Below are 24,668 nucleotides of genomic sequence, written 5' to 3'. Positions count from 1 at the left end.
CGTCGGCGACGGCGCGGCAGGCAAGCACCGCCCGGAGGGTGGCGCAAGGGCCGCGGGGTGAGCGGCGCGTCGCTTGGGTCTGCTGGATTAAGGACGAGGAGCCGTCAGCGGCTCTCGGTCGCGTCGACGTTGTCGCGGATGCCGGCGCCGAGGTCCGCCAGCTCCGCGGCGAGCATCACGGTGAGATCGTCGGCCGTGACGATGCCGGTCACGTTGCCGTTGTGACGGACGATCGGCAGCCGCCGGACGCCGCGATCGCGCATCAGGCGGAGCGCCGTCTCGATGCTGTCGGTCTGCTGGAGCGTCGTGGGATCGTACGTCACGATCTCGGACACGAGCGTCTTCCCGGGGTCGCGCGCGTCGGCCATCACCCGCATCACGAGATCGCGATCGGTGAGGATGCCAATGGCGCGCGCGCCCTGCGTGACGACGACGCAGCCCACGCGGAAGTCGCGCATCCTGCGCGCGACGTCGATTGCAGTCTCGGTCAGCTCTGCGCACACGGCGCCATGTTCAAATCGGCACAGGGACATGCCTGGACCTGGTGCACGAGGCGCGCCACGCCGGCCCCGCCCGGCTCCCGGCCCCCTGCGTCGCGCGCCCGCGTCCACGGCGCGCCGCCGGCCCGGGATCCATGGCGGAGGGAGGCCGCGCCGCGGCCTGCCCGCCGGCCGCGGCGGGGTGATGGATCGCAGCGGTTGCACGGGGGCGCAAGCCGTTCGCCCGGGCGGGCGCTCGCCGGGGGCTCAGGCCGGGATCGGGGACGGGAGCGGGCCGGGGGCCGCAGCGCTCGGCTGCGCGCGCGCGGCGCTGGAGGACACCGCCTCCACGCTGGAGCGCAGCTCGGCGCTCAGGGCGGTGTAGTCCACCGGCTTGGTGTGCACCACCGCCTCGGGGACGAGCCCTCGCCCGAGCCGCGCCACGAGCTCGGGGTAGCCGGTGAGCACGAAGAGCGGGAGATCGGGTCGGAGCGACCGCGCGAAGCGCGCCACCGCGATGCCGTCGGCGTGGGGCATGCGGAAGTCGGTCACCAGGATGTCGGGGACCGGCGTCCGCGCGAGCCGCGCGATCGCGAAGGCGCCGTCGGTGGCCAGCTCCACCCGGAAGCCGTCGTCCTCGAGCAGGCGCGCGAGCAGGCGAGCGGTGCGGATGTCGTCATCCACGAGGAGGATCAGCGGCTCTTCGATGATGCTGCGTGGTTCCACGCCGGGCGATCTACCAACTTGCGTGCCAGCGACGGGGTGCGGCCCGTGCGCCGCGGACGGCGGGGAGCTCAGCCGGAGAGGCGGATCGGCAGCGTCACGCGAAACAGCGTCTTCCCCGGGCGGCTCTGGAAATCGAGGGTCCCATCGTGATCGGTGATGATGCGGTGTGCGATGGCCAGGCCGAGCCCGGTGCCGTCCGGCTTCGTCGAGTAGAACGGGTCGAAGATCGGCGCGTCCGGGCTCGCGACCCCGGGGCCGTCGTCCTCCACCTCGAGGAGCACGTGGCGCGGCTTCCGGCGCGCGCGGAGGGTGACGGTGCCGCCTCCGGCCGACCCCGCCGCCTCCATCGCGTTGCGGAGGAGGTTCAGCAGGACCTGCTCGATCCGGGCGGGATCGAGGTCGAGCACCATGTCGGTCGAGGGCAGATCGACCTTCACCTCGGCGTGCGCGCCGGCGCCGTCGCCGTCCGACGCCACGGCGACGCGCGCCGCCCGCTCGCAGAGCGAGACGACCGACGTCGGCTTCACGACCAGCGGCCTCGGCCGGGCGAAGTCCAGGAACTCGCTCACCAGCTCCGACAGGCGGCGGATCTCGTCGCGGACGACCTGGATGGCCTCCACGGTGTCCGGGTCGTTCATGCCGGCGCGCGCGAGCCCCCGCTCGAGGAAGGTCACGTGCAGCTGCGCGCCGTTGAGCGGGTTCCTGATCTCGTGCGCGAGGCCGGCCGCGAGCGTCCCCACCGCGGCGAGCTTCTCGCTCTGACGCACGCGCGCGGCGAGCGCGTTCTCGTCGGTCGTGTCCTGGCCGATGGCGAACAGCACCACCTCGTCATCCGCCGCGGAGGGGGCGTACGCGAGCTGCCATCGCACGTCGCGGATCTTGCCGGCGCGCGTGCGGAGGCTGCTCTCCAGGAGATCGGCGCCGGCGCGGCGGCCCGCGGCGACGTCCTCCACGAGCGCGCCGTGATCCGCGCGGATCTCCTCGGGAAGGAGCATCTCGACGAACGGCATCCCGAGGATGTCCTCGCGTCCGAGCCCGGTGATCCGCTCGGCCTCGCGGTTGAAGAGCCGCACGACCGCGTGCGCGTCGAGACCCACGACCAGGACGCGCGCGAGCTCGACCGCGCTCTTGTACCGGTGCTCCGTGCGCGCGAGCGTGCGGCCGACCTCCTCCCGGTCCAGGCGCTCGGCGCGCTGCGCGCGCGCGAGGAAGTCGTCCCGGTACGTCTCCAGCATGATGGCGAGCTCGAGATCGAGCACCTTGCTCACCGCGGATCGGACCGGGATCGCCTGCGCGCCGAGCGCGCCCTGGGCGATCTCGTAGAACGCGATCCGGATGAGCGTCATCGCCGTGAACATGTACCGCTGGGGCAGGCCGACCCGGACGTGGATCCGCCCGATCTTCGCGGTCTCGTCGAAGTACGCGCCGTCGTAGGGCCCGGTGCAGATCCGCGTCATCCAGCGGACGAGCGAGCGCTTGAGGCGCTCCACCTGCTCTTCGCCGGTGAAGACCTCGTGCGCGCCCTCGTGCTCGCGGATGCGATCGTAGAACTCGTCCGCGATGCGGGGGAAGTGCGGCTCCGCGTGCGCGCGAAAGGCGGCCAGCCAGCCTGCGTCCTCGTCCTCGAAGCGAACGTAGCGCTTGATCTCGTCGAAGAGCGTCTCGTGCGCGGGCACGGCGCGGGAGCCTACCATGAGCGCGCTTCCGCGGCGGCGGACCACGATCTCGCGCGCTCCAGGATCGCCCCGAGCGCCGCTTCATCCTCGCCGCCGCGCGCGACGATCTCCGGCGAGCGCGGCGCCTCGTAGTCGGGGCCTGCGCCGGGGAGCGCGTCGATCTCGCCGGCGCCGGCCGCCCGGTAGAGCCCTTTCGGATCGCGCTCGCGGCAGACCCCGGGAGGGACATCCATGTACACCTCGACGAGCCGCGGCGCGAGCGCGCGGGCACGCTCCCGGTAAGCGCGGCGGTGCGCGGTCGCCGCCACGATCACGAGCGGCCCCTGGCGCGCGATCAGCGCCGCGAGCCGCGCGAGGGTCTCGTAGAAATCGTCGCGCTCTCGCGGCGCATACCCCGGCCGCGGGACGAGCGCGTCGCGCACCTCGTCGCCGTCGAGCAGGCAGCTCGCCCGGCCCTCGCCGAGGAGCTCGCGGTGCACCCGCGCGGCCAGGGTGGATTTGCCCGACGCGGGGAGCCCCGTGATCCAGACGACCCCGCCGCTCACGCGAAGAGCCTCTCGGCGTCGGCCGGATCGAAGCGCGGGGCGTCGAGGGTGCGCTCCACGAGGTCGAGCAGGGCGTCCCTCGCGCTCGCCGTGACCGCGGGATACCAGCCGGGGTTGGCCAGCACGAGCGCGCGCCACGCGAGGAACGGCGCCGCCACGTCGAGCACGCCCGCGGAGCCGCTCCAGCCGAGGTAGACGTCCCAGAACCGCTGCCACAGCGCGCGGAAGCCGCCCTGCCATGCGCCGGGCGCGCCCAGCGCGAAGAAGACGTAGTTGATGGCGAGGCAGGTGACGTCGTCCGCGGGGTCGCCCTGGGACCCCCGGCTCGTGTCGAGCAACGTGAGCTGCGACGCTTCGTTGAACACGATGTTGAACGGGTGGAAATCGCCGTGCGTGCGCGCGAGCCGCTGATCCCGGCCGCGGAGCTTCCAGCGCCATTCCACGCAGCGCCGCTCGATGGCCTGGAGCCGGGCGGGCGGCGCGCCGGGCACGTCGTCCGGATAGCCGTCGATGATACCGAAGATGCCCTCGCCGTGGCCCACGAGGTCGCGCACCGCGCGGCGGTAGCTGCCCGGCTGCGCGCCCTTCGCGCCGTGGAGCGCGACGAGGTATTTGGCGAGCGCCTCGCAGCGCATCCGATCCTCCGGGCGCGCGCGGCGCTCCTTCGCGATCCGCCGCAGATCCGCGGCGTAGACGTCTCCCTCGGCGTACGTGGTCAGGAGGTAGAACTCGCCCGCGTCCCGCAGGGACAGGAAGCGCCCGTCGCGGGTCAGCGAGCCGACGTCCACGACCTCCACGTGCGCCGGGATCGACCCGAAGGTGTCGAACGCGAGCAGCATCTCCGCCGCGCGATCCGACCGCCTGTCGTGTCCGAACGCGTTGGCGGTCGACGTGTGCAGGACCAGCCGCTGCGTCGAGCCGTCGGGCCTCACCACCGTGATCCGCCGGGGGACGCCGTAGCCGGCGGCCTTCTCGGTCAGGTCGTTGCCCGGGCCGCCGTCCGGTCCCAGGGTGGTGACGTCCTCGACCCGTGCGTCCGGCAACACCGCCTCCACGAGCTGGCGGACCTGGCGTGAGGGGTCGGATTCAGGCAGGGTCTGCGGGGCGTTCATGGGCTCCTCGGGCGTGCGGGCGTCGTGGCCTGGGCGCGATCTGCGAGAGACTTGCGAGAGTCGGGCCACGTACCTGACGAGCCCGGTCGCGCTGCGCCCCGGTCGCCGCCGGGCCCGGCGCCGACCGGGGTCCACGGGGGAGGCCGCGCGTCGGCCCGGCCGCGGTGCGCTTGCAGAACTTGCGTCGCCGCGCGAGGCGTGCGCCGCGCCGCACCTCTCGGGCGCAGCTCAGCGTACGGGCGAAGCTCCGGATTCGCGAGCGTGCATGACCACGATGGGGAATCCGGACTTGCCGAACCCTCAGCGCGACGGGCGTGATTGTGTCCTGGGAGGGAGCGCGGTCGCCGCCGGCGAGCGCGGCGGCGGGGGCGCCTGCCGGGCGGCGCGGCCCGGCCTGGGGGCGACTACTTGCCCGCCGCGGGCCACTGGTCCTTGGGGAGGTCCTTGTAGACGTCCTCGACCTTGTGGAACCCGTCCGCGATCACCGTGGAGGCGAGGTTGTCCTTGTCCACGGCGATCGGCGCGATGAGCACGCTCGGGACGTCCTTCTTCCCGTTGTTGATCGCCTGCGACTTCTCGCCGAGGGGCTCCTTCTTCGCCAGCTTGACGGCGAGCTCGGCGGCCTTCTCGGCGAGCGCCTTGAGCGGCTTGTAGACGGTCATGCTCTGGGTGCCGGCCGCGATGCGCTGGCAGGCGGCGAGCTCGGCGTCCTGCCCCGAGACGACGACCTTGCCGGCGAGCTTCTGCTCGCCGAGGGCCTGGACCGCCGCGCCCGCGAGCCCGTCGTTCGAGGCGACGACCGCGGTGACGTTGTTGTTGTTCTTGGTGAGGGCGTTCTCGGTGATCTTGAGCCCCTCGACCGGCTGCCAGTCCTTGGCCCACTGGTCCGCCACGACCTTGATGTCCCCCTTGTCGATGAGCGGCTTCAGGATGTTCATCTGCCCGTCGCGGAAGAGCTTCGCGTTGTTGTCGGTGGGGGAGCCGCCGATGAGGACGTAGCTCCCCTTCGGCTGCTTCTTCACGAGGTAGTCGGCCTGAAGCTCTCCCACGCGGACGTTGTCGAAGGACACGTAGAGATCGAGGTCCGAGTCGAGGATCAGCCGGTCATAGGCGATGACGGGCACGCCCTGCTTGTGCGCCGACTCGACGATGGTGGCCGTCGTCTTGGCGTTGTGGGGCACGACCACGAGCACGTCGACGCCCTGCGTGAGCAGGTTCTCTGCCTGCGAGTTCTGCAGGGCGTCATCGCTGTTCGCGGACTGCACGAGCACCTGCGCCCCGAGCTGCTCGGCCTTCGCCTTGAACAGGTCGCGGTCGCGCTGCCACCGCTCTTCCTTGAGGGTATCCATCGAGAATCCGATGGTGATCTTCTTCTTCTTCTCCGGAACCTTGGCGTCCGCGGTCTTTGCGGCTTTGTCCTCGGTCTTGGCCGCGCCCGGCTCGCCTTCGGAGGCCGGCTTCGAGCAGCCGGCCGAGAACGTGAGAGAGAGCAGCGCCATGAGAAAGGTGGAGCGACGAATCAAGGTGACCTCCGAGTCAGATGATGAGAAATGTGGGGCTGTGTTGGGGCCGGAGCTACTCGATCGTACTGATGCTATCGGCGTAGCTCATGATGACGTTCAGCGTTTCCGTGTCGTTGTCGTACACCGAGTACCACCCCTGGAGCTCGTGGGGCGGATCGCCGATGTAGTCGTTTCCGAGGAGCCAGTACTCGTTGTCGTCGTCCGACGGCCTTCCGGCCCCGCCCCAGGCCCAGAAGTTGACGCCGGCGAGCTCCGCGTTGTTGACGACGGCGTCGAAGACGGACGAGTAGTACTCGTTCCTCTTGGCGACGGGCGACTCGACCGGCTCGGACTTGTCGTCCCGCGCGAGGCCGAACTCCTCGACGACGATTGGCTTGTTCAGCGCCTTGGCGTGCGCGATCTGCAGCTCGATGTACTCGTCGCTCTTGGTGATGGCCGACCGGAGCGACTTGTCGGCGGAGCTGTCGATCGGGAGCGACGGGTCGTACCACTCCCAGTTCTCCGGCCAGACGTGGAAGGTGAGGTAATCGATGCCGGGCACGTCGTGGAAGGCCCGGAAATCGCTGTTGGCGTAGTCGCCCCAGTTGTAGGAGAGGTCGCCCTCCGAGCCGATGGAGACGAGGTGGTTCGGGTCGATGTCCTTGATGAACTTCGCGTTCCTCTCGACCCAGAGCTTGAAGAGCGGGCCCCAGCCCTTGAAGGAGCGCGGCTCGTTCCCGAGCTGCCACGCCATGATCCCCGGGTGATCCTTGAGCTTCTCGATCACGGCCTTGGCCCGGCTGAAGTAGAACTCCTGGGCCTTCTTGTTGCAGAAGAACAGGCTGGAGAGGTCCATCTGGTCGGGCCAGGGGTTCGTGGCCGGGTCGAGGGTGCCCGAGTGCGGGATCGCCCACTCGTTGATGGCCACGGCCTGGCAGTCCTCGCCGGTGCCCTCCTCGAACCGAATCGAGCCGGCGAACGGCACGTGGTGGTCGGCCGCGAGCAGGTCGGCGCCCGTCGCGGGGTGGGTCAGGCCGACCTGGTACGCGCCGAAGTCCTCTCCGCAGGAGGTGTCGGCCTCGTCGTGGGCCCACTTCATGTACTGGGGCATCCCGCCGGACCAGTGCCAGAAGTCGTTCAGGGTCATGACCGCCTTCATGCCGCGGCTGTGGATCTCGTCGAGCACCGTCGCCAGGTTGTCCGCGAACGTCTCGAGCTCCGGATCGGCGCACGGCTCGTTGGACGACGCGGGGTAGATCCGCTGCGGGCCGTACTGCGCGTCGTTCTGCTGCGCCTCGGGGATGTCGCCCTCGCTGAGCGCCATGAGCCGGAGGTTCATGACGCCATGGGCCTCGAGGATGTCGAGCTCAAGGCGCAGGCGCTCGAGGCTGATGTAAGGAGCTGACCAGAAATTCGTGCCCATGTACTTGTACGGTTTCCCGTCGAGCGTGAGCATACTCCCATCGGCGCGGACGTAGCACTTTTCGGGTTGCTCGGCGCAGTCGAGCGGCTCGCTGCCGCCGGTTCCGTCCCCGCCGCCGCCGGTGGCGTCGCTGCCGCCGGACCCGCCGGACCCGCCGGTGCCGCCGCCGCCGGTGGCGTCGTTGCCGCCGGACCCGCCGGACCCGCCGGTGCCGCCGGAGGGCCCGGGGTCGGTCGTGTCGGAGGTGCACGCGGCGAGGGAGAGCAAACCCAAAGCGAGCAACAAGGTCTTGTTCATGGTCGGTTCCTTACGTGGTACGAGGTTCGTTCCTCGAGAGTGGTTGAGCTCTGCCGCCCGGAGCCCACGGCCGGCGTGTGGTGACGTGCCGGGCTGTCGCGTCGCCGTCGTGGTGATCGTGTTGCCGTGGCCACAGCGAGCTCCCCGGTTCTCGCGCCGATGCAAATCTCCACTCAGGGTGTCACCCTCGCATCGGTGCGCGTCGTGGCAGACCACTTAAACGGTTCAGCGTCAACAGGGAAGAGCGTGCTGGGCGGCGCCGTTTTGGCTCGTGCGCGCGGTGCGGAGCAATGCGCCGGCGGGCTGTGGAGCAATGTGCCTCGGCCGAGGTCGGCCGGTGAGATGCTTCACCGGGCGTGCCGAGGGGTTCAGGCTAGAGCGGCGGTCACCCGCTTCGGATACGGGCCCATCTCGACGTTTTCGGTGCTCAGCGCACTGGAGTGCGCTTCCGCGCCGAAAACGCCGATCTGGGCCCGTCTCCTGTGCGGGTGACCGCCGCTCTGGGCCGCATGTGCGAGCGACGTCGGAGCGCAGCGGGAGAGCGCCGGGCAGCTCGGAGAGAGGTGTCGGGGGCGTGACATGATGTCTGCCGTTGAGTCGTGGCTGCCATCCTGGCGCGCGGGGCCCTCGGGAGGGGCGCCCTGGGGCGCGGATCTCCGCTGAGCTCGCCGGGCACGGAGCGTGAAAGGCGCGCTCGCATGCCCATCGAGATGACATCGATCGATCGCGAGGACCGGCTCGCCGGCGTCCTCCTCGGCACGGCGGTCGGCGACGCGCTCGGCCTCCCTCGTGAAGGCCTCTCGCGCCGCCGCGCCGCCCGCCTCTTCGGCGCGTCGCCGCTCGAGCACCGCTTCGTGCTCGGCCGCGGGATGATCAGCGACGACGCCGAGCATGCGTGCATGACGGCCCAGGCCCTCCTGGCCGCTCCGGCAGACGCGGCGCGGTTCGCGCGCTCGCTCGGCTGGCAGCTCCGCGGCTGGCTCGCCTCGCTGCCGGCGGGCGTCGGATACGCCACGCTGCGGGCGACTCTCAAGCTCTGGCTCGGGTTCTCTCCGGAGCGGAGCGGCGTCTTCTCGGCCGGCAACGGCCCTGCGATGCGCGCGCCGATCCTGGGCGCGGCCCTCGCCCTCACGCCTTCGCGCGTCGAGCCCATGGTGCGCGCGTCCACGCGCCTCACGCACACCGACCCGCGCGCCGAGGAGGGGGCGCGGATCATCGCGCTCGCCGCCGCGTACGCCGCCGTGCGCACGCCGGAGCAGGTGAATCCGGCCGAGCTGCTGGCGCTGCTCCGCGAGCGCGTCTCGGACGTGGAGCTCCGCCGCCGGCTCGACTGCGCGGCGGAGCTGCTCGACCGGCGCGCCTCGGCGGAGGAGTTCGCCGCGGCGATCGGGCTCCAGGAGGGGGTGAGCGGGTTCATCGTCGACACGGCTCCAGCGGCCCTGTTCTGCTGGCTCGCGCACCCGGGCGATTTCCGGCGCGCAGTGGAGGACGTCATCCTGCTCGGCGGCGACGCCGACAGCACCGGCGCGATCGTCGGCGGCCTCGCGGGCGCGACGCTGGGGGCGCGCGGGATCCCGGGAGCGTGGCTGGAGGGGATTGCCGACTTCCCGCGATCGATCCCGTGGATGCGGCGGCTCGGCGCGCGGCTCGCGCGGGCGTTCCGCGGCGAGGACGGTAGCGTCGCGGCGGGGGAGCGCGCTTCCGGCGGGGAAGGGCCTCTCGGCCTCTTCTGGCCGGCGCTGCCGGTGCGCAACCTGCTCTTCCTGGTGCTGGCGCTGGGGCACGGGTTCCGGAGGATGCTGCCGCCTTATTGACGTGGCCCGCGGCCATGATCGGATTGCGCGCTCGATCAGTATCCGATCAGGTAAGCGCTCGGGCGGATTGAAGCTCTGCCAGCAGGCGCCCTCTTTGCGATGCTTCGGGGTATAGTCGGCGCGTGACGACGCGCCGCAAACGCAGCAAGCCGCCGCCGGTGTCCCCGCCGGGGGCAGGCTCCTCCGGTGAAACCCGGCTCGTCCTGGAGAACGTGCGCTGCTTCGTGCGTGGCGAGGTGCCGCTCGGGGCGCAGGTCACGGTCATCATCGGGCAGAACGGCTCCGGCAAGACGAGCATCGTCGAGGCGCTCGCATCGCTCGCGCCCGGCGACGGCGAGGGGCTCGACCGCTTTCCGCTCCGCCGCGGGGCGTCCGGCGGCTCGATGGCGCTCCGCGGGATCGGCGCCGAGCCGCTCGCGCGCTGGGCTGATGGCGAAGGGCGCCCCGAGCGCACGCGGCTCCCGCGCGGACATCATGTCTTTGCCTACGGCCAGTACCGCGCCCTGCGTCCGCCCGCGAGGCCGCGCCAGGCGACCGGCCCTGCGCTCCTCGGTCCGGAGTGGGAGCAGGCGCTGGCGAGGGCGCTCCCGGCGCACCTCGAGGACGCGCTGCGCCGCCCGGCCACGCGCACGCTGGTCGACTTCGACGAGTACCTCTTCCGGGATCTCTCGGCCTATGTCGCGCTCCTGGAGGAGCGGGGCGAGTACGACCCTGCCGCGCGGGCGGTCTGGGAGCGGCTCCGCGCGTGGCTGGTGGGGCTCGACCGGCGCATCGAGGGGGTGGAGATCGTCGAGCAGGAAGGGCGCCGCGTGGCGGCGTTCCGTCGCTCGGGCGTGGTGCTCTCGATCTCGGAGCTCTCCGACGGGTACCGCGCGATGCTCTCCGTCGTGCTGGATCTCGCGATCCGCTACGCGCAGCTCTTCTCCGCGCTGGACGATCCGCTCGCCGGCGAGGCCATGGTGGCCATCGACGAGGTGGACCTGAACCTCCACCCTCGCTGGCAGCGGCGGATCATCGACCAGCTCACGCGCCTGTTCCCGCGTACGCGCTTCGTGCTGACCACGCACTCCCCGGCGGTCGTGCAGGCCGCGATCGACGACAGGGAGCGCGAGATCCAGATCCTCGTGCTGGACGAGAAGCCTGGCGAGGGCACGACGGTGCGGCCCTTGACGAAGGGCGATCTGGAGCGGCTCGACGGCGCGGAGGTCGACTCGGTGATGGTGGACGACGCCGTCTTCGATGTGCCGTCGCGCCTCTCGCCGACGTACGAGGCGCTGGAGGTGAAGGCCGCCGAGCTCCGGCGGAAGGTCGAGGGCGGCACGGCGACTGCGCGCGACCGGCAGGCGTTGCTGGAGACGCTGGATCAGCTTCAAGGCGTTCTGGCGCGGGAGGAGGAGCGGGAGGGCAAGGGGCCGCTGCTCTCCGAGATCGCGCGGACGCAGATCGCGCTGCTCAGGCGGCTGGATGCACAGCTTTCCGCGAAAGGAGGGGGACGGCGTGATCCGGCTCCGGCGAAGAGGCGTAAGGCCGCCCGCTGACTGGCAAGGCACGGTGGACGCGGCGCTCCCGGACGCGGCGGCGTTCTGGAAGAAGGCGAGGGCCTTCGAGAAGCTCGCCGGGCAAGGGGCGAAGCGGAAGAAGGGGTTCACCAGCTACGCGCCGGAGGTGCTGCCGGCGGACGAGAAGGGGAAGCCGGATTTCCCGCCCGTCTGGCGCACCGATGCGCGGGTCCGACAGGCGATCGCCGGGATGTCGCAGGGCTTCTGCGCCTACTGCCAGTCTCCTGTCAGCTCGAACCACCCCGGGACCAGCGGCGAGGACAGGCCGCCGGGGCAGGTCGAGCACTTCCGGCCCAAGGCGCGTTTTCCCGCGCAGGCTTACGAGTGGAAAAACTACTTCCTGGCGTGCATGGCGTGCAACGGCGCGAAGCACGACAAGTGGCCGGCTTGCGGGTATGTCCGGCCTGACGAGGGCAGGCCGGGAAGCCGCTTCGTGTTCGCGGAGAACGGCGAGATCGCGGCCCGTGAAGGCGATGAGCAGGCGAGGTGCACGGTCGAGGACTTCGGCCTGACGCGTCACTGGCTCACGCAGCACCGGGGGACGGCGATCCAGTGCCATCTCGACTTCGTGAGGAGGCTAATGGGGCGTCCTGGCATCGAGCTCCAGGACATGCTGATCACGCGGCCGGTGGCGTTCTCCGAGGCGATCAACCAGAACGTGCGGCGCGTCTGGGCCAGCGGGCGGCGAAGGCGGAAGAATCCTTCGCGTGTGCGGCCTCGGCGCGCGCGATGAGCGCTTCGAGCTTGCTTTGCTCCCGGGGGCCCTTCTCAATCTTCCTGAAGATTTTAAGCATCTCTATGGCGCTTGGATGGGCCAAGGGAATAGCGTCCAGGAACACGGAGAACGCTGCTGGCGAGACCTCGATCACGAATTTCACAAAATGAGCGGCACATTCGGCGAGTGTGTAAGTTGTAACGCTCATTCCGTTGAGGCTGGGGAACGGGCGATCGGTCCGGCTGGGGTCTTTCAGGAATTTGGTGACTGTCCTTGTTGCTGGCTCATATCGGATAAATGCGAGTAGCATCAAGATCGAAGCCCGCTCTTCCGTGCTCGCCTTATCGAGCGAGCGAAGCAGCGCCGGTCCAGCTACTTCGCCGAGATGGTAAAGTGTCCAGAACTCTGTCCGGCTCGCCGGCGGGACCAGCCGTGCCACGCGCTTCTCGAGCTCCTTCCGCAGCGGCTGCCTCACCTCGATGGCGGTCTCGGCGCACTGCGCTGCGAGCATCGTCCCTGCAGCCACGTCTTCGCCGTCCTTGTCGAGGAGCCCGCGGATGATCCGATCCGCATGCGCCCCCGGGAACCCGGCGGCGAGGACGATGACCTCGTGCCACCATTTGTCCTTGTGGTTGCGCAGCAGCTCGTCGTAAGCGTGCGCGTTCACCAGCTCCATTGCTGCGAGGTATTCCTGGAACGTCAGGTGCGAGAACGCGAACGACCCCGGCGCCCGCTCCACGAGCACGCCGTTGCGGTCGCGAATCTCGGCCACGATCGCCGCCGCCTCCTCCTCTGGACGGCCAAGATCCGGTAGGTGGGTCGCGAGCCGCTTGACGACCTCCTCCGCGGGCAGATCCGCCACGCGCGCCCTATGCATGGAGAGTGCTAACCGGGCGAGCAGCGCGCGCTTTGCGTGAGCGTCGAGCTTGCCGATGATGGCGCCCTCCGCGAACTTGGCCCGGTCCCACTCGTAGAGCAGCACGTTGGTGATCGCCTCGTAGAGGGCGACCCGGCGCTCCGGGATCCGCTGCCCGAGGAAGCGGTGGACGACGCAGATGATCGAGCAGAGGAGGGGAGTCTCCGCGAGCTTCTCGATCGCCCGGCTCGCCCGCACCCGCTCTTTCAAGTCGTCTGCGGCGGCACGTGCGTCGAGCTCGGCCTGGCTGCGCGGTTTGTTGAGGCTCAGCTCGGCTGCAAGGCACCATCGGTCGATGAAGACGCCGACCTCGTCGCGCGTCATGGGCACGAGGCGTGCGCGCGCAAAACCCCTGGGTGCGGTCTCGTCCTTCCCAGGAGCGGCGGCTGGCCTCGTCGTGACGATTACAGAGTTCCCCGGGGACGCGTCGAGCGTCGCCGTGAGGGTCGGGAGCACCTTCCCCGCCACTTCGGTTCGAGCCTCGTCGAGGCCATCGACGAGGAGCAGCGCTCGCCCGCGTCGAAGCGCCGCTTCCACAAACCAGGGCTCCGCGCCGGCCGCGCGAGCGATCCCCTCCGGGCTCGCTGCATCTTCTTGAAGTGCTCGCACCGGTACGAGGAAGGGAATGGATTCAGGCTCGCGCCCTGGGGTGGAGGTGGCCACCTCGCCGCGGGCGGCGCGCGTGGCCAGGTACGCGAGGAGCGTCGATTTGCCGCTACCGGGCTCGCCGACGATCAGGAGCCGAGGGTGATTCACGAGCGCATCCGTCGCGAGCACCCGTGGCCGCTCCAGCACGCGTAGCATGGCGCTGGCCGCCTTGGCTTCGACCGTCGTCTCTTCGCCCTTTGGCCTCTTGCCAGCCGCTTTCCTCGGCTTCGCTGAGCGCAGCTCTTCGAGCGGCTCCTCGACGTGCAGCGGCACATAGGCGATCTCGAGATCCTGGCGCACGCGCGCGCTGAGCTGGAGCCCACGGATCTCGATCTGCCCGTACCTCGCCTCGACCTCGCGCCGATAGGCCCGCTCCGCCGCCGCGAAGCGCGCCTCCTCGTCGCCCCGGGCCGCCGCGTCGAGCACGGCGCGTTCCTCGGCGCACCGGATCTCGAACGCATCCGCCTCCGGAAACGCATCCTCGAAGCCCTTCTGCCCCCACCGCTCCACGAGCGCGCGCAGCTCGCCGCGCAGCCCCTCCGGGACCGGATAAGGCCCGCGCGCCGCGAGCGCATCGAGCAGCCGCCGCCTTGCCCGCCCTCGCCGGTTCTTGCGGACCACCTCGGGCAGGCCGTCGCTCGCGTGAGGGTTATCCGGCAGCTCGCCGAAGATCCTGTCGAGCAACGCCTCCGGCGATTCCGCTGCCGCAGCTTTCACCTTGGCCTGGCGCTTCGCCCCGGCGGCGGCCTTACCTCGCCCCGTCCCAGTCTTCGCCTGTCGCACGGCCGCCGTCACGAGCCGGCATCCTAGAGATCGCCCTCCCCACCGTCCAGCCGCCGAGCACCGCGCCCCTTCCGGGCCGCGCCTCCCCGGCTACGCCACGCGCCCGGAACGGCTTCCTCACGCCACCCGGTCCTCCGCCCATGGCATGCTGCCTCCCTCGGGCCGCCCCATGCACTTCGTCACGTACGCCCCGCCTCCACCGCTCGACCGCTTCGTCCGCCTGCTCTGGTACTACGCCGCCCCCGAGCTCCCCGACCTGCTCGAGCGCGTGCTCCCCACCGGTGCCATGAGCCTCCTCATCAACCTCGCCGAGGACGAGCTGCGCTGGTACGAGGCCGCGCCTGCCACCCCCGCCGGCGCCACCGTCGCCGCCTCCTCCGCCCGCTGCCACCGCCTCTCCGGCATCGCCGTCTGCGGCGCCCACGCCGAGCACTTCGCGATCGACACGGCCGAGCAGCGCGCGATCGTCGGCGCCGAGCTCACGCCGGGCGGCGCGTCCCCGTTCTTCGGCCCGGACACCGAGGCGCTCAGCGGCGCCCATGTCTCGCTCGACGCGCTCTGGGGCCGCGAGGCCGCCCTCGTCCGCGAGCGCGTCCTCGAGGCGAGGACCCCCGACGCCAGGCTCCGCGCGCTCGAGGCCGCGCTCACGGCGCGGCTCCTCCGCCGCCCCGCGCGCCCGCTCGCGCGCGACCCCGCGGTCGACTTCGCGCTCGCCGCGTTCGCTGACCCGTCCCGCGCGACCACCGTGGCCGACGTGACAGGGCAGCTCGGGATGAGCTCGAAGCGGTTCATCCGCAGCTTCACCGCGCAGGTCGGCCTCACCCCGAAGCGCTACTGCCGCGTGCAGCGCTTCCAGCAGGCGATCTCGGCGATCGCGCGCGACGAGCGCGTCTCGTGGGCGGGCGTCGCGGCCGCGTGCGGCTACTACGACCAGGCGCACTTCATCCACGACTTCCGCGCGTTCGCGGGCCTCACCCCGACCGAGTACGTCGCGAGGCGGCGCGAGCGGAACCACGTCCCGCTCGACGGCTGACCCGGCCGGCACGTTTTTACAATACCCGCTCGGGCCGCGTGGGCATCCTCCGCCCATGACCCAGCGACCTCACCCCATCGCCCCGCCCCCGTACCACACCGTCGTGCCCCACCTCGTCGTCGCCGGCGCGACGGACGCCATCGCGTTCTACAAGAAGGCGTTCGGCGCGACCGAGAAGATGCGCCTCGCCGACCCGAAGCTCGGCGGCGCCATCGTCTGCGCCGAGCTCGTCCTCGGCGACTCGGTCGTCAGCGTCGCGGACGAGGCCCCCCAGTGGAACGCCCGCGGCCCGAAGGCGCTCGGCGGCTCGCCCATCGTCATCACCCTGAACGTCGAGGACCCCGACGCCGTCGCCGCGCGCGCCGTCGAGGCGGGGGCCAAGATCATCTACCCGATCGACGACCAGTTCTACGGCCGGCGCGAAGGCAGGGTCGAGGACCCGTTCGGGCACCAGTGGATCCTCTCGGCCGTCATCGAGGACGTCTCCGTCGAGGAGATGCAGGTGCGCATGGCGAGGTGGTGGGACGAGAAGGGCCCGAGCGGCGCCTGAGCCGCGCGGCGTCCGCCCGGGCCGCCGCCGCCGATTCGCCGAGTCGCCGCACGCGCCCATGCGGGTCGCGCCGCGCGCCGCGGCCCGCGGGCTCACCGGGCCGGCCGTCGCGGGGCGCGGGGCGAGAGCGCGACGGCCCGCGACGGCTCCGGCTCCTGCAGATCGAGCGCGGCACCGCGCGTCACGCGGGCCTCGAACCTCGTGGATCTCGGCGCCCGCGACGACGACTCCGGCGCGGCCCCGGCGTCGGACCCGTCGCACGAGATGAGCTCGCCCCCGGGGTCGGTCGGCGTGAGCGAGTCCGCCATCGAGTGAACCGAGCGCTTCATCTCGGTGAGGCGCGCCAGCTGGAGGACGAGCGCCATCAGCCGCTCAGGATGGAACGGCTTGAGCAGCACATGGAGAACTCCCGCCTCCTTCGAGCGCGCGTACTCCTCGGCCCCGGTGATCAGGAGACAGCTCGTGTAAACGGGCATGCTCGTGACCTTCCGGAGGAGCTCGTCTCCCTTCATTCCAATCATCATGAGATCGGAGCAGACCAGGTGGAACTCCTTCGTTTCGAGCAGCGCGAGCGCCTGCTCCGCCGACGTACATTCCACGACGTCGACATCCGTGGAGAGCACCGCAGAGATGCTGCTCAGCGCTTGCTCATCATCCTCGACAATGAGGACGCAGTATCTCCGCCGGGACGATGAGCATACGGCGCCTCTGTGTTGACCCTCCGAAGAGGTGCGATGAGCTCTTACGGTCGATGACACGGTGGCTGCCTCCTGCGACGATCGCGGGTCCGCGTCCTGTGCCGCTGGTCGCGGAGGTGCGCGAGCGCGCTTGCGTGGTGTAGAGCGCCTGCCCGGCGCCCCCCGCGCCGACGGCCTCTGCTTTGGAGATCTACACGACCCGGTTTGTTGGAGTCAACACCGCAACACGCCCTCTCGATAGGCCAGCACGAAGATATCAAGTTCCGTTCTGCCTGCGTGAAATGGGGTATTCCAGGTAGCCGGGACGTCGGAGGTGTAACGTGAACGAACCGGCTCATCGCGGCTGCGGAAGCGCGCCTCGGGCTTGCGGACGCGGATGCACGATAATTAACAAATGTCCGATGTTCGAATCTTCACAGTGAGGTACGTCTCTACCCCCCTGGAGCCTGCCAGTCGCGCGTGCCCCGTCCCTCCGCTGAGCCCGTCAGGCAAGGAGCGCGCTGGCCATCTTGCGACAGCTGTGGCCGAGCGCCTCATCCGGCGTTCGCCTGTCGCGAGACAGGGCAGTCGCCTGCGTGGAGCGCCCTTTGCAAAGGCTCCGCGAGCTGGAGGTCAAGGTGGCATTTCGCTTCTTGTACGCCTGATCCAGGCCTGCGCGCCCCTCTTCCCGCTTTCCCGCCTTCCTGCTCGAATAGGACCACGACCCGAATCTGGCTCTGCTGGCCCAGGTCCTCGAGCGCCTCGATGGCGGGCCCGATCGGATCGTCGGGAGGGTCCGTGTCAGACCGGCGCGCTCAGCGCTCCGCCGCCGTCGGTGCCCGTCCCCGGCGCTGCCGGTCCGGTCGGGGCGGCCGGGGCGGTGGGCGCGCTGTTCGTCGCCTCGCCCTTGGCGCCGCCCTGCCCGCGCCGGGCGCCGGTCTCGCGGTGCGCGTCGAGCGGGCGGAGCGCCTTCCGGACGGTCTCGATGGTTGCGGGCTCGTCCTCGTCGACCATGCCGGCGACCTTGGTCGCATAATTCACGATGGCGGACTGGATGGCGCGCACGACGGTGGTGAGGTTCGATGTCGCGGCGGTCTCTTTCTGCAGCCTGTCTCGCACCATCGCGTTGTAGCGCGGCAGGACATTGCCGATCTGCTCGAGGAACTCGGGTCCGGCGATCGCATCGATCTCCGGCTGGAGATCCGCTTCCTGGATGTGCTCGACGATCGAGGCCATGACCGTGTTCTGCACGGAGTACTCGGCGGTGAGGAACGAGAGGCCGTCGTCGCCGAAGAGCTCTTTGACCAGCTCCCCCGCGCGCCGCGCCTGCGGGTAACGCTCGGCGGGCAGCATCGAGGTCGCGACGAGGCGCATGCGCAGCGCTCCGAAGCTCGCGTCGCCCTCGCGGTCGAGCACGCGCACGTCCTCCTCGGACAGGGCGCCGTTCTCGCGGCGGCGCGTGGTGAGCGCCTTCTGGCCTGCCTCCGCGGCGGCCTTCAGCTTCGTGCACGCCTTGGCGACGTTCTCCGGCGCCGCCTCGGGACAGGCTGCGACCAGCGTGTTGGCGAGGGTCACGCCATTGGCGATGTTGATGATGGGAGCGCGAACATACACGGAAGCATCGAACGTGGGATCCATCGCCGCATGGTATGAACGCCGGTATCCCGAGTCCAGCGCTCCGGCCGTCGTCAATGTGCTCTCGGCGCCCTGGCGCGTGCCGGGGAACGCCCGTGGTGAGGGGGCGGGTGGATGCCTGGAAGTCTTCACGAGGAGGGGAAGAGGAGAAGGAGCATTGAGGTTTTCCGCCCCCGCGTGCCCATGTCCCTGTTCGGATGGGGCCACCGCCGGCGCGTGTGGGGGAGGGCAGCGCGACGGTGAGCCCTGCCCGGGGGCCGTCCGGGGTTGCCGGACGGGTCGGCGACCTGCCGGCGATGCCCGGAGGGTTGCCGGACGGGTCGGCGACCTGCCGGCGATGCCCGGAGGGTTGCCGGACGGGTCGGCGACCTGCCGGCGATGCCCGGAGGGTTGCCGGACGGGTCGGCGACCTGCCGGCGATGCCCGGAGGGGTCGCCGACAGGTCGCCGTCCGGCCCGGAGATACCGCAGGGCTTCCGGGATCGGGTCGCCGTCGTGCTGGCGCAGGCCGATCGGGTTCTTTCCAGGGGTCGGCGACCTGTTTGAGAGGCCGGCGGGCTTTCTGGAACGGGGGATCGACCCGTTCCGCAGACCTCGAGGTCTTCAGCTCCCGTCAGGGTGGGCGCGGCGGGTGGCTGCGGCGCGGAAAAGTCCGTTGTCGGATCCCGGTCGTGTTCCGTAATTCCATTCGGTGCAGGGCGCAGCCGAGACGGCTCATCGCGGCCAGGCTCGTTGCGTGCGGCGTCCCCGCGCGCGATCGCGAGGACCTGCTCCAGATCGTGCTCATCGCCGCCTGGGAAGCCATCCAGTCGGGCAGGTACCGCCCCGATCCGCGGGCCGATCCGCCGCGCGCTCCAGTCGTGGCTGCATGGCATCACGTGGCGACAGGCGGGACATCACCTGGGGCGCGCCTGCGTCCGCCGCGAGATTCCGGTCGACGAGCCGCGCGCGCTGGTCGATGAGGGCAGCATCGACCCGGAAGGCAGGCTCCTGGCCCGCGCCGCGCTCGAACCCCTCGCCGAGCTGTCCGCCCGCCATCGCGAGCTCCTCCGCGTCGCGGCCGGCCCTCGGACCCTCGCCGCCCACGCCAGGGCGCACGGCCTGAGCCCCGCCACGGCCGCCAGCAGGCTGCGGCTCGCCAGGAGCGCGCTCGCTGGCCGGATCGCGCGCCGGTGCTGGTGAGCCAGGGCTCCACCCTCACGCCGGCCTCCGGCGCTCGCCGCCACGCCGGTCGATCCTCTGCGCGCTCTCGATCCGCCGCGCCCGGCGTGCGGCTAGACTCCGCGCAATGTTCTGGTTCGATGCCGTCCTGCTCGGGGTCCTCGAGGGCCTGACCGAGTTCCTCCCCGTCTCGTCCACCGGTCATCTCATCCTGCTCGGCGCGTGGCTCGGTCACCAGAGCGAGGCGGCGAAGACGCTCGATATCGTGATCCAGCTCGGCGCGGTCCTCGCCGTCGTCGTCTATTTCCGCGAGCGCCTCGCCGCCACCGTGCGCGGCATCTTCCGCCGCGACCCCGACAGCCTCCGTCTCGCGCTCGCCCTCGCGGTCGCCTTCGTCCCGGCCGCGGTGGTCGGCCTGCTCTTCCACAAGGCCATCAAGGCGTACCTCTTCGGTCCGGGCCCCGTCGCGGTCGCGCTCATCGCCGGCGGCCTCCTGATGATCGGCGTCGAGTCCGCCCGCCGGCGCCGGTCCGACCAGGGCGCTCCCCGCCTCGAGGACGTCACGCTGCGGCGCGCGCTCGCGATCGGCGTCGCGCAGTGCTTCTCGCTCTGGCCCGGCGCGTCGCGCTCGATGGCCACCATCGTCGGCGGCCAGCTCTCGGGCCTCAGCACCGCCGCGGCCGCCGAGTTCTCGTTCCTCCTCGCCATCCCGACGCTCGGCGCCGCGACCGTCTTCGACCTCGCCCAGAATGGCCGCGCCCTCCTCGAAGCGCCCGGCGGCGCTGCGGCCCTCGTCATCGGGCTCGCCGTCTCGTTCGTGGTCGCCCTGCTCGTGATCGCGGTCTTCCTTCGTTACCTCAAGCGCTACGGCCTCGCGCCGTTCGGCTGGTACCGCATCGCGCTCGGCGCCGTCGTCGTGTGGCTCTGGTTCGCGAGCCGCACCGCCCCGGTCGACGTCGGCGCCGCCGCGGCCGAGCCCGCACCGCGCGGGAACGTCGCGACCGCAGAGGGCGGCCTCGCCCGCGCCGACGATCAACCGAGCCGTCCGTAGGCGAACCCGACCGCAACCGACCGCGCAACCAAGCGCAACCGAGCGCTCGCAGCGCCGGAAGCAGGTTCCGCGACGGAAGACGGAACGGCCCGCTTGCGAAAGACGTCGCGTCGGGCTAGGATGCTCCTCCTCACGAACGTCCCTGGCCCTCGATACGACGCTTTCCCTCTTCCCTCTTTCGCGAGGGAGACTGCAGCTCGCTCGGACGACTGGACGACGCACCGTGTGACCGCGCGGGGGTTCCGCGCGGCACGTCTCCGTTCGATCCGATACGGCTTCGTCGGATGGCAGGCCGAGAGCGCCGCATGGCGCACCAGAAAGCCGTAAAAAAAGCAGGATGGCATGGGAAATCGTCTCTACGTAGGAAACCTTTCGTTCAGCACCACCCGCGAGACCCTCGAGTCCGCGTTCGCCGCAGCCGGCGAGGTCCGTGAGGTCGCGATGCCGACCGATCGTGAGACCGGGCAGCCGCGCGGCTTCGCGTTCGTGACCATGGGCTCTGCCCAGGCCGCGAACAGCGCCATCTCGCAACTCAACGGCGCCGTCCTCGACGGCCGCGCGCTCAAGGTCAACGAGGCGCAGGAGCGCCCGGCGCGCAGCTTCGGCGGCGGCGGCGGTGGGGGTGGCTTCGGCGGTGGCGGCGGCGGTGGCGGCTACGGCGGCGGTGGTGGTGGCGGCCGCGGCGGCTACGGCGGCGGTGGTGGCGGCCGCGGCGGTCGCGACCGGTACTGATCACCGGCGCGGCGCGGCGGAGCTCGTGCGCCGCCGCGCCTGCGCCTTCAATGCGCCATAGGGCGCTGAAGAACGCGCCCGAAGGCGCCGAAAGGCCTGGTTCCGCATGCAGAAGCAGGGAGCATTGAAGCGGCAAAAAGAACGCGCGCGCCAAGAAAAGCAGCGCGAGAAAGACGCGAACCGCGTCGCACGCCGCAAGGAAAAGGGCCCCGGCGACAACGGTTCACCGGGAGAGGATCCGGACATTGCGGGGATCATCCCGGGGCCTCAGCCTCCGGTCGTAGAGTGAAACGCGCAGCGCCGAGCCAGGGCGCCGAGAGCGCCCCGTCCGAGCCAGAGACTGATCCGGAAAACTCGGCGCAGACCACCGCAAGGCGACGGTTCATCGAGCAGAGCGCGACCACGCTGGGACAGGCGTGGGCCAAGCAGTGGCGTCAAGACCTTCATCGCGAAGGCCGCCCCGCTGCTGGCGGATGGCCCGGCACGCTGCGCGAAGCGCGGACTCAGGTAGAGATCAACCTCCCGAGCGAGCTGCTGCACCGCAAGATGCCCGCCATCACCGGCGTAGAGCGCGAGCTCGCCGCCCGGACCGCGTACGCAAGCGCTCGGAACGAGTGGCGTAGACACCTCGAGCCCGAGACGCCGTAACGTAACATCGCCGCTCTCGATCGGTGCACCGACTTCATCCGGTGCAACGACTCAGAAAAGAAGACCGTCAGGACACCAAGGGAACCAAGAAGGTCTCTTCTTGGGGCCTCGGCGGTTTACTTTTCTTCGTTCAAGCACCGCTCTGGCCTGGGTACAGACGGTACAGACGGCCCGCAGCGTCGAGCGCCGGGGCACAGGCCGCTCGCGGCGTCCGTCGAGCAATGCCTCATCACCCGAGACACGCCTCGGGTGATGACGGGGCGATAAACGCTCGCCCCCCCGCCTCTACGCTTCGGGGCCCGACCGGTACGTGGCCGTGGCGACGTAGTGGAGGACCCTGGAGCAGAACTCGCCACCACAGCTCCCCCGACAGGCGCATTCACCCTCGAAGCGCGCCGCGCGCGAAGCGAGGGCGTTCAGGACCTCTCGTGTCACGTCGTAGCCGCCGTTGTCGCAGGAAGAGTACGAGCACGGCATTTCGAACAGCGCATGGGCGTGCTCCACGACGACACGGCGGATGTACTGCGTGTCGTTCGTGAGTCCGTTGGGGCGGCTCTCGCGGATCTCCAGGTTCAAGCTCGTCAGATCCGGCACCTTCTGAAGGAGCTTGCCAGCCGCCTGTTCGCGCTTCCCGCGGAGGAGCATGCGCTCCTCCCGCTCGATATTCCTGCGACGATTCGCTGAATACATCTACCACCTCGGTCGCGCAGGAATGCACCAAGCCCCTGCCCTTGTACAGTATAGCGCAGTCGACGGCGCGGTGCATGCACAATCTGGGCTCTCCTGGATGGCGTCGATCGGCCACGAGAGGGCGTAACGGGAGAGCGCCTGCATCGAAGTCACATCAGCCGAGGACAGCCAATCACAGGCCAGCACACCGCGCTGGCCGGCGGGCGCGAGGGGATGTGCAGAAGAGCTCGATGCGGATGCGCTGGACGTGGAGAGGAGCGCAGGATCGCGCGCGGCGAGCTCCTCCATTCCGTGCCGAGCGCGCCTCGTACCGAGGTCGGCGTCGCCGCTCGGTCCTCCCGTGCTTCGGTCCTTCCGTGCTTCGGTGCTTCCGCGCGGCTCAGTCCTCCTCGCTCATGACGAGCCTCTCCAGCTCGGTGAGGTTGATCCTCGCGGCCCTCAGCTTGGTGAACGCCTCCTGGACGACCTCGCTGACGGCCATCTTGTCGGCGCGCGGCGCGACCTGTATCTCCGCGAGGGCCTGCTCGAGGTTGCCCTCCGCATCGGTGATCTCCTGCTTCGCCGTCGTTAACTTTTCCAAGAGAGTTTTCTTCAGCATCGGCTTGCGCCCTTTCGACTTGCTGCGCGCTTCCAGGAGCACCTCGCCGCGAGGTGCGGCGAGGCGGGCAGCGATTGCCCTTCGGTCCGGGCAGCAAGGCAGCATAGGCGAAGGCCCGGCGGAAGGGGACCAAAGCTCGCGCTCGCCGCGCCGGAGGAGCGGCGAGCCGCCGGCGACCGCGGCCGGCGCGGCGACCCGAACCGGCTGCCGCTGCGGCCCGTCGTGGGCAGCGGTCGCGGGACGGCTCGGCTCGGTCCGCCGGGCGGGGACGGCGACGCCCGCCGCGCAGGGGCCGCCCGCCGGCGGCTTCGTCGCGGCTCCCTCGTGAACCACAGGCGCCCTGCGACCCGCTCGCGGCCCCGAGCGCCCGCAGAACGTGTGAGAAATACCCGATGTCGACGGAATGTGCCGAAGGCGGCGAGCGGGCGCGGGCGGTCGCACAGGAGGCGAGAGCGGACCGTCCAAAGACACGTTGACCCGTCGCCATCTCTTCCCCGGAGAGCGCTTCCGTCGCTGCGAAAAGGCCTTAGGGTGTTCTCGAGATGCACGAAGCCGCCCTGCGCGACCCGCCGCGGTCGCCTTCAGAGGAGACTCCACACGAGGACGAGGAGCGGCTCGCGCGCGCCACCGCCCTCGCGGCGTGCGCGCCTGTGCCCGCCCGCCTCGATCGCGTCTTGGCCGGGACCGCCGGGTGGACCGATCCCTCCCTGGTGAAGAGCCAGCGATTCTACCCGAAGGGCGTGTCGAGCCCGGAGCAACGGCTCAAGTTCTACGCGTCCCAGTTCCCGGTCGTCGAGGTCAACTCGACCTATTACGCCCTCCCCCGCCCGGCGATGGTGGAGCAGTGGGTCCAGCGGACGGCGCCCGACTTCGTGCTCAACATGAAGGCGTTCGCGCCGCTCACCCAGCACCCGGTGGAGCCCGCCCGCCTTCCCGCGGACGTCCAGCGCGCCCTGCCGGCAGGGCTCCTCGACAGGCGGCGCCTCTATCCCGGCGACCTGCCGGCCGAGACCAGGGACGTGCTCTGGGAGCGCTTCCGGCAAGCGCTCGATCCGCTGCGACAGGCGCGAAAGCTCGGGTACGTGCTCTTCCAGTTCCCTCCGTGGTTCACGGCGACGCGCGGCAGCGTGCGGGTCATCGAGGACTGCCGCGGCCGCATGGACGGGATCCCGTTCGCCGTCGAGCTCCGGCATGCGTCGTGGGGCGCGCCCGGTCGCATCGAGCGCGTCGTCGACTTCCTGCGAGATCTCGGCGCCTTCTATGTCGTCGTCGACGAGCCGCAGGGCAAGGAGAACAGCATGCCTCCCACCCCGCTCGTCGCCGACACGCGCCTCGCCGTGGTGCGCTTTCATGGCCGGCGCGCGGAGACCTGGGACGCCTCGGTCAGCGTGAACGAGAAGTTCAGGTACGTCTACGATCCCGCAGAGCTCGATTCGTGGGCCGAGACCGTCGCGCGGCTCTCCCAGGAGGCGGAGCGGGTACACGCGATCTTCAATAACTGCGTGTCCGACTACGCCGTGCTCGGGGCCAAGGGGCTCGTGGCGCTCCTCGCCCGCAGGGCCGAGTCGCCGGACAGCGAGACTGCCCCGGTCCAGGCCGCCTCGACCGTCCACTGAGCCTCCGTCGCCCCCGCAGCGTCCGTGGACATCCCGCGTCCGGTGGACGCCGGTGGCCTGCGCCGCGCGCGGGCGCCTGCGGC

Annotated in this window: 23 protein-coding genes; 10 read left to right on the top strand and 13 right to left on the bottom strand. The window is 70.7% G+C overall.

The window, feature by feature from the left end; all coding sequences use genetic code 11:
• Positions 1-104: 104 nt before the first annotated feature.
• The 7 genes from WMF36_RS31780 to WMF36_RS31750 all read right to left on the bottom strand — a co-directional run bounded on the left by WMF36_RS31780 (position 105) and on the right by WMF36_RS31750 (position 7,760).
• Positions 105-503 carry a CBS domain-containing protein gene (locus tag WMF36_RS31780; protein ID WP_437574514.1) on the bottom strand — a complete coding sequence of 133 codons (399 nt, stop codon included), beginning with the start codon at positions 501-503 and terminating at the stop codon, positions 105-107.
• 243 nt (positions 504-746) lie between these two features.
• Positions 747-1,205 carry a response regulator gene (locus WMF36_RS31775; RefSeq protein WP_437574513.1) on the bottom strand — a complete coding sequence of 153 codons (459 nt, stop codon included), beginning with the start codon at positions 1,203-1,205 and terminating at the stop codon, positions 747-749.
• A gap of 68 nt (positions 1,206-1,273) precedes the next feature.
• Complete coding sequence (locus tag WMF36_RS31770; protein ID WP_437574512.1) at positions 1,274-2,899, bottom strand: protoglobin domain-containing protein; 1,626 nt, start codon at positions 2,897-2,899, stop codon at positions 1,274-1,276.
• Positions 2,893-3,426 carry an adenylyl-sulfate kinase gene (locus tag WMF36_RS31765; RefSeq protein WP_437574511.1) on the bottom strand — a complete coding sequence of 178 codons (534 nt, stop codon included), beginning with the start codon at positions 3,424-3,426 and terminating at the stop codon, positions 2,893-2,895. Before WMF36_RS31765 ends, WMF36_RS31770 begins: the two co-directional genes overlap by 7 nt.
• Complete coding sequence (locus WMF36_RS31760) at positions 3,423-4,538, bottom strand: phosphotransferase (protein ID WP_437574510.1); 1,116 nt, start codon at positions 4,536-4,538, stop codon at positions 3,423-3,425. Before WMF36_RS31760 ends, WMF36_RS31765 begins: the two co-directional genes overlap by 4 nt.
• 404 nt (positions 4,539-4,942) lie before the next feature.
• Entirely contained in the window at positions 4,943-6,037 is a 1,095-nt protein-coding gene (xylF, locus tag WMF36_RS31755) for a D-xylose ABC transporter substrate-binding protein (protein ID WP_437574509.1), read from the bottom strand.
• A 76-nt stretch (positions 6,038-6,113) separates the two neighbouring features.
• On the bottom strand, positions 6,114-7,760 hold the full coding sequence (locus WMF36_RS31750) for a glycoside hydrolase 5 family protein (RefSeq protein ID WP_437574508.1): 1,647 nt from the start codon (positions 7,758-7,760) through the stop codon (positions 6,114-6,116).
• 698 nt (positions 7,761-8,458) lie between these two features.
• Here WMF36_RS31750 and WMF36_RS31745 point away from each other — a divergent pair.
• The 3 genes from WMF36_RS31745 to WMF36_RS31735 all read left to right on the top strand — a co-directional run bounded on the left by WMF36_RS31745 (position 8,459) and on the right by WMF36_RS31735 (position 11,866).
• Entirely contained in the window at positions 8,459-9,574 is a 1,116-nt protein-coding gene (locus tag WMF36_RS31745) for an ADP-ribosylglycohydrolase family protein (RefSeq protein ID WP_437574507.1), read from the top strand.
• 122 nt (positions 9,575-9,696) lie between these two features.
• Positions 9,697-11,112 carry an AAA family ATPase gene (locus WMF36_RS31740; RefSeq protein ID WP_437574506.1) on the top strand — a complete coding sequence of 472 codons (1,416 nt, stop codon included), beginning with the start codon at positions 9,697-9,699 and terminating at the stop codon, positions 11,110-11,112.
• A gap of 13 nt (positions 11,113-11,125) precedes the next feature.
• Positions 11,126-11,866, top strand: coding sequence for an HNH endonuclease (locus tag WMF36_RS31735; RefSeq protein ID WP_437574505.1), 741 nt, complete (start codon positions 11,126-11,128; stop codon positions 11,864-11,866).
• Here WMF36_RS31735 and WMF36_RS31730 read toward each other — a convergent pair.
• A complete protein-coding gene (locus tag WMF36_RS31730) occupies positions 11,781-14,207 on the bottom strand; it encodes an NACHT domain-containing protein (protein ID WP_437574504.1) in 2,427 nt (808 codons plus the stop codon). The genes WMF36_RS31735 and WMF36_RS31730 overlap by 86 nt on opposite strands.
• A 157-nt stretch (positions 14,208-14,364) precedes the next feature.
• Between WMF36_RS31730 and WMF36_RS31725 the strand changes: the two genes are divergently transcribed.
• Both WMF36_RS31725 and WMF36_RS31720 read left to right on the top strand, forming a co-directional pair.
• The gene (locus WMF36_RS31725) at positions 14,365-15,228 is read left to right on the top strand and encodes a helix-turn-helix domain-containing protein (protein ID WP_437574503.1); all 864 of its coding nucleotides are present in this window, start codon (positions 14,365-14,367) and stop codon (positions 15,226-15,228) included.
• Positions 15,229-15,283: 55 nt separating this feature from the next.
• Positions 15,284-15,778 carry a VOC family protein gene (locus WMF36_RS31720; RefSeq protein ID WP_437574502.1) on the top strand — a complete coding sequence of 165 codons (495 nt, stop codon included), beginning with the start codon at positions 15,284-15,286 and terminating at the stop codon, positions 15,776-15,778.
• Positions 15,779-15,870: 92 nt separating this feature from the next.
• On the opposite strand, the gene WMF36_RS31715 is transcribed toward WMF36_RS31720, so the two are convergent.
• The 3 genes from WMF36_RS31715 to WMF36_RS31705 all read right to left on the bottom strand — a co-directional run bounded on the left by WMF36_RS31715 (position 15,871) and on the right by WMF36_RS31705 (position 19,187).
• Positions 15,871-16,401: a response regulator gene (locus tag WMF36_RS31715; RefSeq protein ID WP_437574501.1), complete on the bottom strand. Its 531-nt coding sequence runs from the start codon at positions 16,399-16,401 to the stop codon at positions 15,871-15,873.
• Between the two features lie 855 nt (positions 16,402-17,256).
• Entirely contained in the window at positions 17,257-18,093 is an 837-nt protein-coding gene (locus tag WMF36_RS31710) for a hypothetical protein (RefSeq protein ID WP_437574500.1), read from the bottom strand.
• Positions 18,094-18,872: 779 nt separating this feature from the next.
• Entirely contained in the window at positions 18,873-19,187 is a 315-nt protein-coding gene (locus WMF36_RS31705; protein ID WP_437574499.1) for a hypothetical protein, read from the bottom strand.
• 190 nt (positions 19,188-19,377) lie between these two features.
• Here WMF36_RS31705 and WMF36_RS31700 point away from each other — a divergent pair, with 190 nt between their 5' ends.
• The 4 genes from WMF36_RS31700 to WMF36_RS31685 all read left to right on the top strand — a co-directional run bounded on the left by WMF36_RS31700 (position 19,378) and on the right by WMF36_RS31685 (position 21,681).
• Positions 19,378-20,301, top strand: a complete 924-nt coding sequence (locus WMF36_RS31700) for an undecaprenyl-diphosphate phosphatase (protein ID WP_437574498.1) — start codon at positions 19,378-19,380, stop codon at positions 20,299-20,301.
• Between the two features lie 342 nt (positions 20,302-20,643).
• The gene (locus WMF36_RS31695; protein ID WP_437574497.1) at positions 20,644-21,033 is read left to right on the top strand and encodes an RNA recognition motif domain-containing protein; all 390 of its coding nucleotides are present in this window, start codon (positions 20,644-20,646) and stop codon (positions 21,031-21,033) included.
• 106 nt (positions 21,034-21,139) lie between these two features.
• A complete protein-coding gene (locus WMF36_RS31690; RefSeq protein ID WP_437478904.1) occupies positions 21,140-21,322 on the top strand; it encodes a hypothetical protein in 183 nt (60 codons plus the stop codon).
• Positions 21,319-21,681: a hypothetical protein gene (locus WMF36_RS31685; protein WP_437574496.1), complete on the top strand. Its 363-nt coding sequence runs from the start codon at positions 21,319-21,321 to the stop codon at positions 21,679-21,681. Before WMF36_RS31690 ends, WMF36_RS31685 begins: the two co-directional genes overlap by 4 nt.
• Before the next feature lie 285 nt (positions 21,682-21,966).
• On the opposite strand, the gene WMF36_RS31680 is transcribed toward WMF36_RS31685, so the two are convergent.
• Together WMF36_RS31680 and WMF36_RS31675 are read right to left on the bottom strand one after the other, a co-directional pair.
• A complete protein-coding gene (locus tag WMF36_RS31680; RefSeq protein ID WP_437478902.1) occupies positions 21,967-22,326 on the bottom strand; it encodes a hypothetical protein in 360 nt (119 codons plus the stop codon).
• Positions 22,327-22,750: 424 nt separating this feature from the next.
• Positions 22,751-22,969, bottom strand: a complete 219-nt coding sequence (locus WMF36_RS31675; RefSeq protein WP_437574495.1) for a hypothetical protein — start codon at positions 22,967-22,969, stop codon at positions 22,751-22,753.
• Between the two features lie 542 nt (positions 22,970-23,511).
• Between WMF36_RS31675 and WMF36_RS31670 the strand changes: the two genes are divergently transcribed.
• The gene (locus tag WMF36_RS31670) at positions 23,512-24,585 is read left to right on the top strand and encodes a DUF72 domain-containing protein (RefSeq protein WP_437574494.1); all 1,074 of its coding nucleotides are present in this window, start codon (positions 23,512-23,514) and stop codon (positions 24,583-24,585) included.
• The last annotated feature ends 83 nt before the right edge of the window (positions 24,586-24,668 follow it).

Origin of the sequence: Sorangium sp. So ce887 (genome assembly GCF_051521455.1) — a bacterium.
In the GTDB taxonomy this organism is placed as follows: Bacteria; Myxococcota_A; Polyangia; order Polyangiales; family Polyangiaceae; genus Sorangium.
Note: the sequence above shows the minus strand (reverse complement) of the source record. Positions and strands in the feature narration are given on the sequence as shown.

Excerpts from the sequence above, each read along its gene's own strand:
- WMF36_RS31770 (WP_437574512.1), bottom strand. The coding sequence starts at position 2,899 with ATGGTAGGCTCCCGCGCCGTGCCCGCGCACGAGACGCTCTTCGACGAG.
- WMF36_RS31760 (WP_437574510.1), bottom strand. The coding sequence starts at position 4,538 with ATGAACGCCCCGCAGACCCTGCCTGAATCCGACCCCTCACGCCAGGTC.
- xylF (WP_437574509.1), bottom strand. The coding sequence starts at position 6,037 with ATGGCGCTGCTCTCTCTCACGTTCTCGGCCGGCTGCTCGAAGCCGGCC.
- WMF36_RS31750 (WP_437574508.1), bottom strand. The coding sequence starts at position 7,760 with ATGAACAAGACCTTGTTGCTCGCTTTGGGTTTGCTCTCCCTCGCCGCG.
- WMF36_RS31745 (WP_437574507.1), top strand. The coding sequence starts at position 8,459 with ATGCCCATCGAGATGACATCGATCGATCGCGAGGACCGGCTCGCCGGC.
- WMF36_RS31725 (WP_437574503.1), top strand. The coding sequence starts at position 14,365 with ATGCACTTCGTCACGTACGCCCCGCCTCCACCGCTCGACCGCTTCGTC.
- WMF36_RS31720 (WP_437574502.1), top strand. The coding sequence starts at position 15,284 with ATGACCCAGCGACCTCACCCCATCGCCCCGCCCCCGTACCACACCGTC.
- WMF36_RS31710 (WP_437574500.1), bottom strand. The coding sequence starts at position 18,093 with ATGGATCCCACGTTCGATGCTTCCGTGTATGTTCGCGCTCCCATCATC.
- WMF36_RS31700 (WP_437574498.1), top strand. The coding sequence starts at position 19,378 with ATGTTCTGGTTCGATGCCGTCCTGCTCGGGGTCCTCGAGGGCCTGACC.
- WMF36_RS31695 (WP_437574497.1), top strand. The coding sequence starts at position 20,644 with ATGGGAAATCGTCTCTACGTAGGAAACCTTTCGTTCAGCACCACCCGC.
- WMF36_RS31690 (WP_437478904.1), top strand. The coding sequence starts at position 21,140 with ATGCAGAAGCAGGGAGCATTGAAGCGGCAAAAAGAACGCGCGCGCCAA.
- WMF36_RS31680 (WP_437478902.1), bottom strand. The coding sequence starts at position 22,326 with ATGCTCCTCCGCGGGAAGCGCGAACAGGCGGCTGGCAAGCTCCTTCAG.
- WMF36_RS31675 (WP_437574495.1), bottom strand. The coding sequence starts at position 22,969 with ATGCTGAAGAAAACTCTCTTGGAAAAGTTAACGACGGCGAAGCAGGAG.
- WMF36_RS31670 (WP_437574494.1), top strand. The coding sequence starts at position 23,512 with ATGCACGAAGCCGCCCTGCGCGACCCGCCGCGGTCGCCTTCAGAGGAG.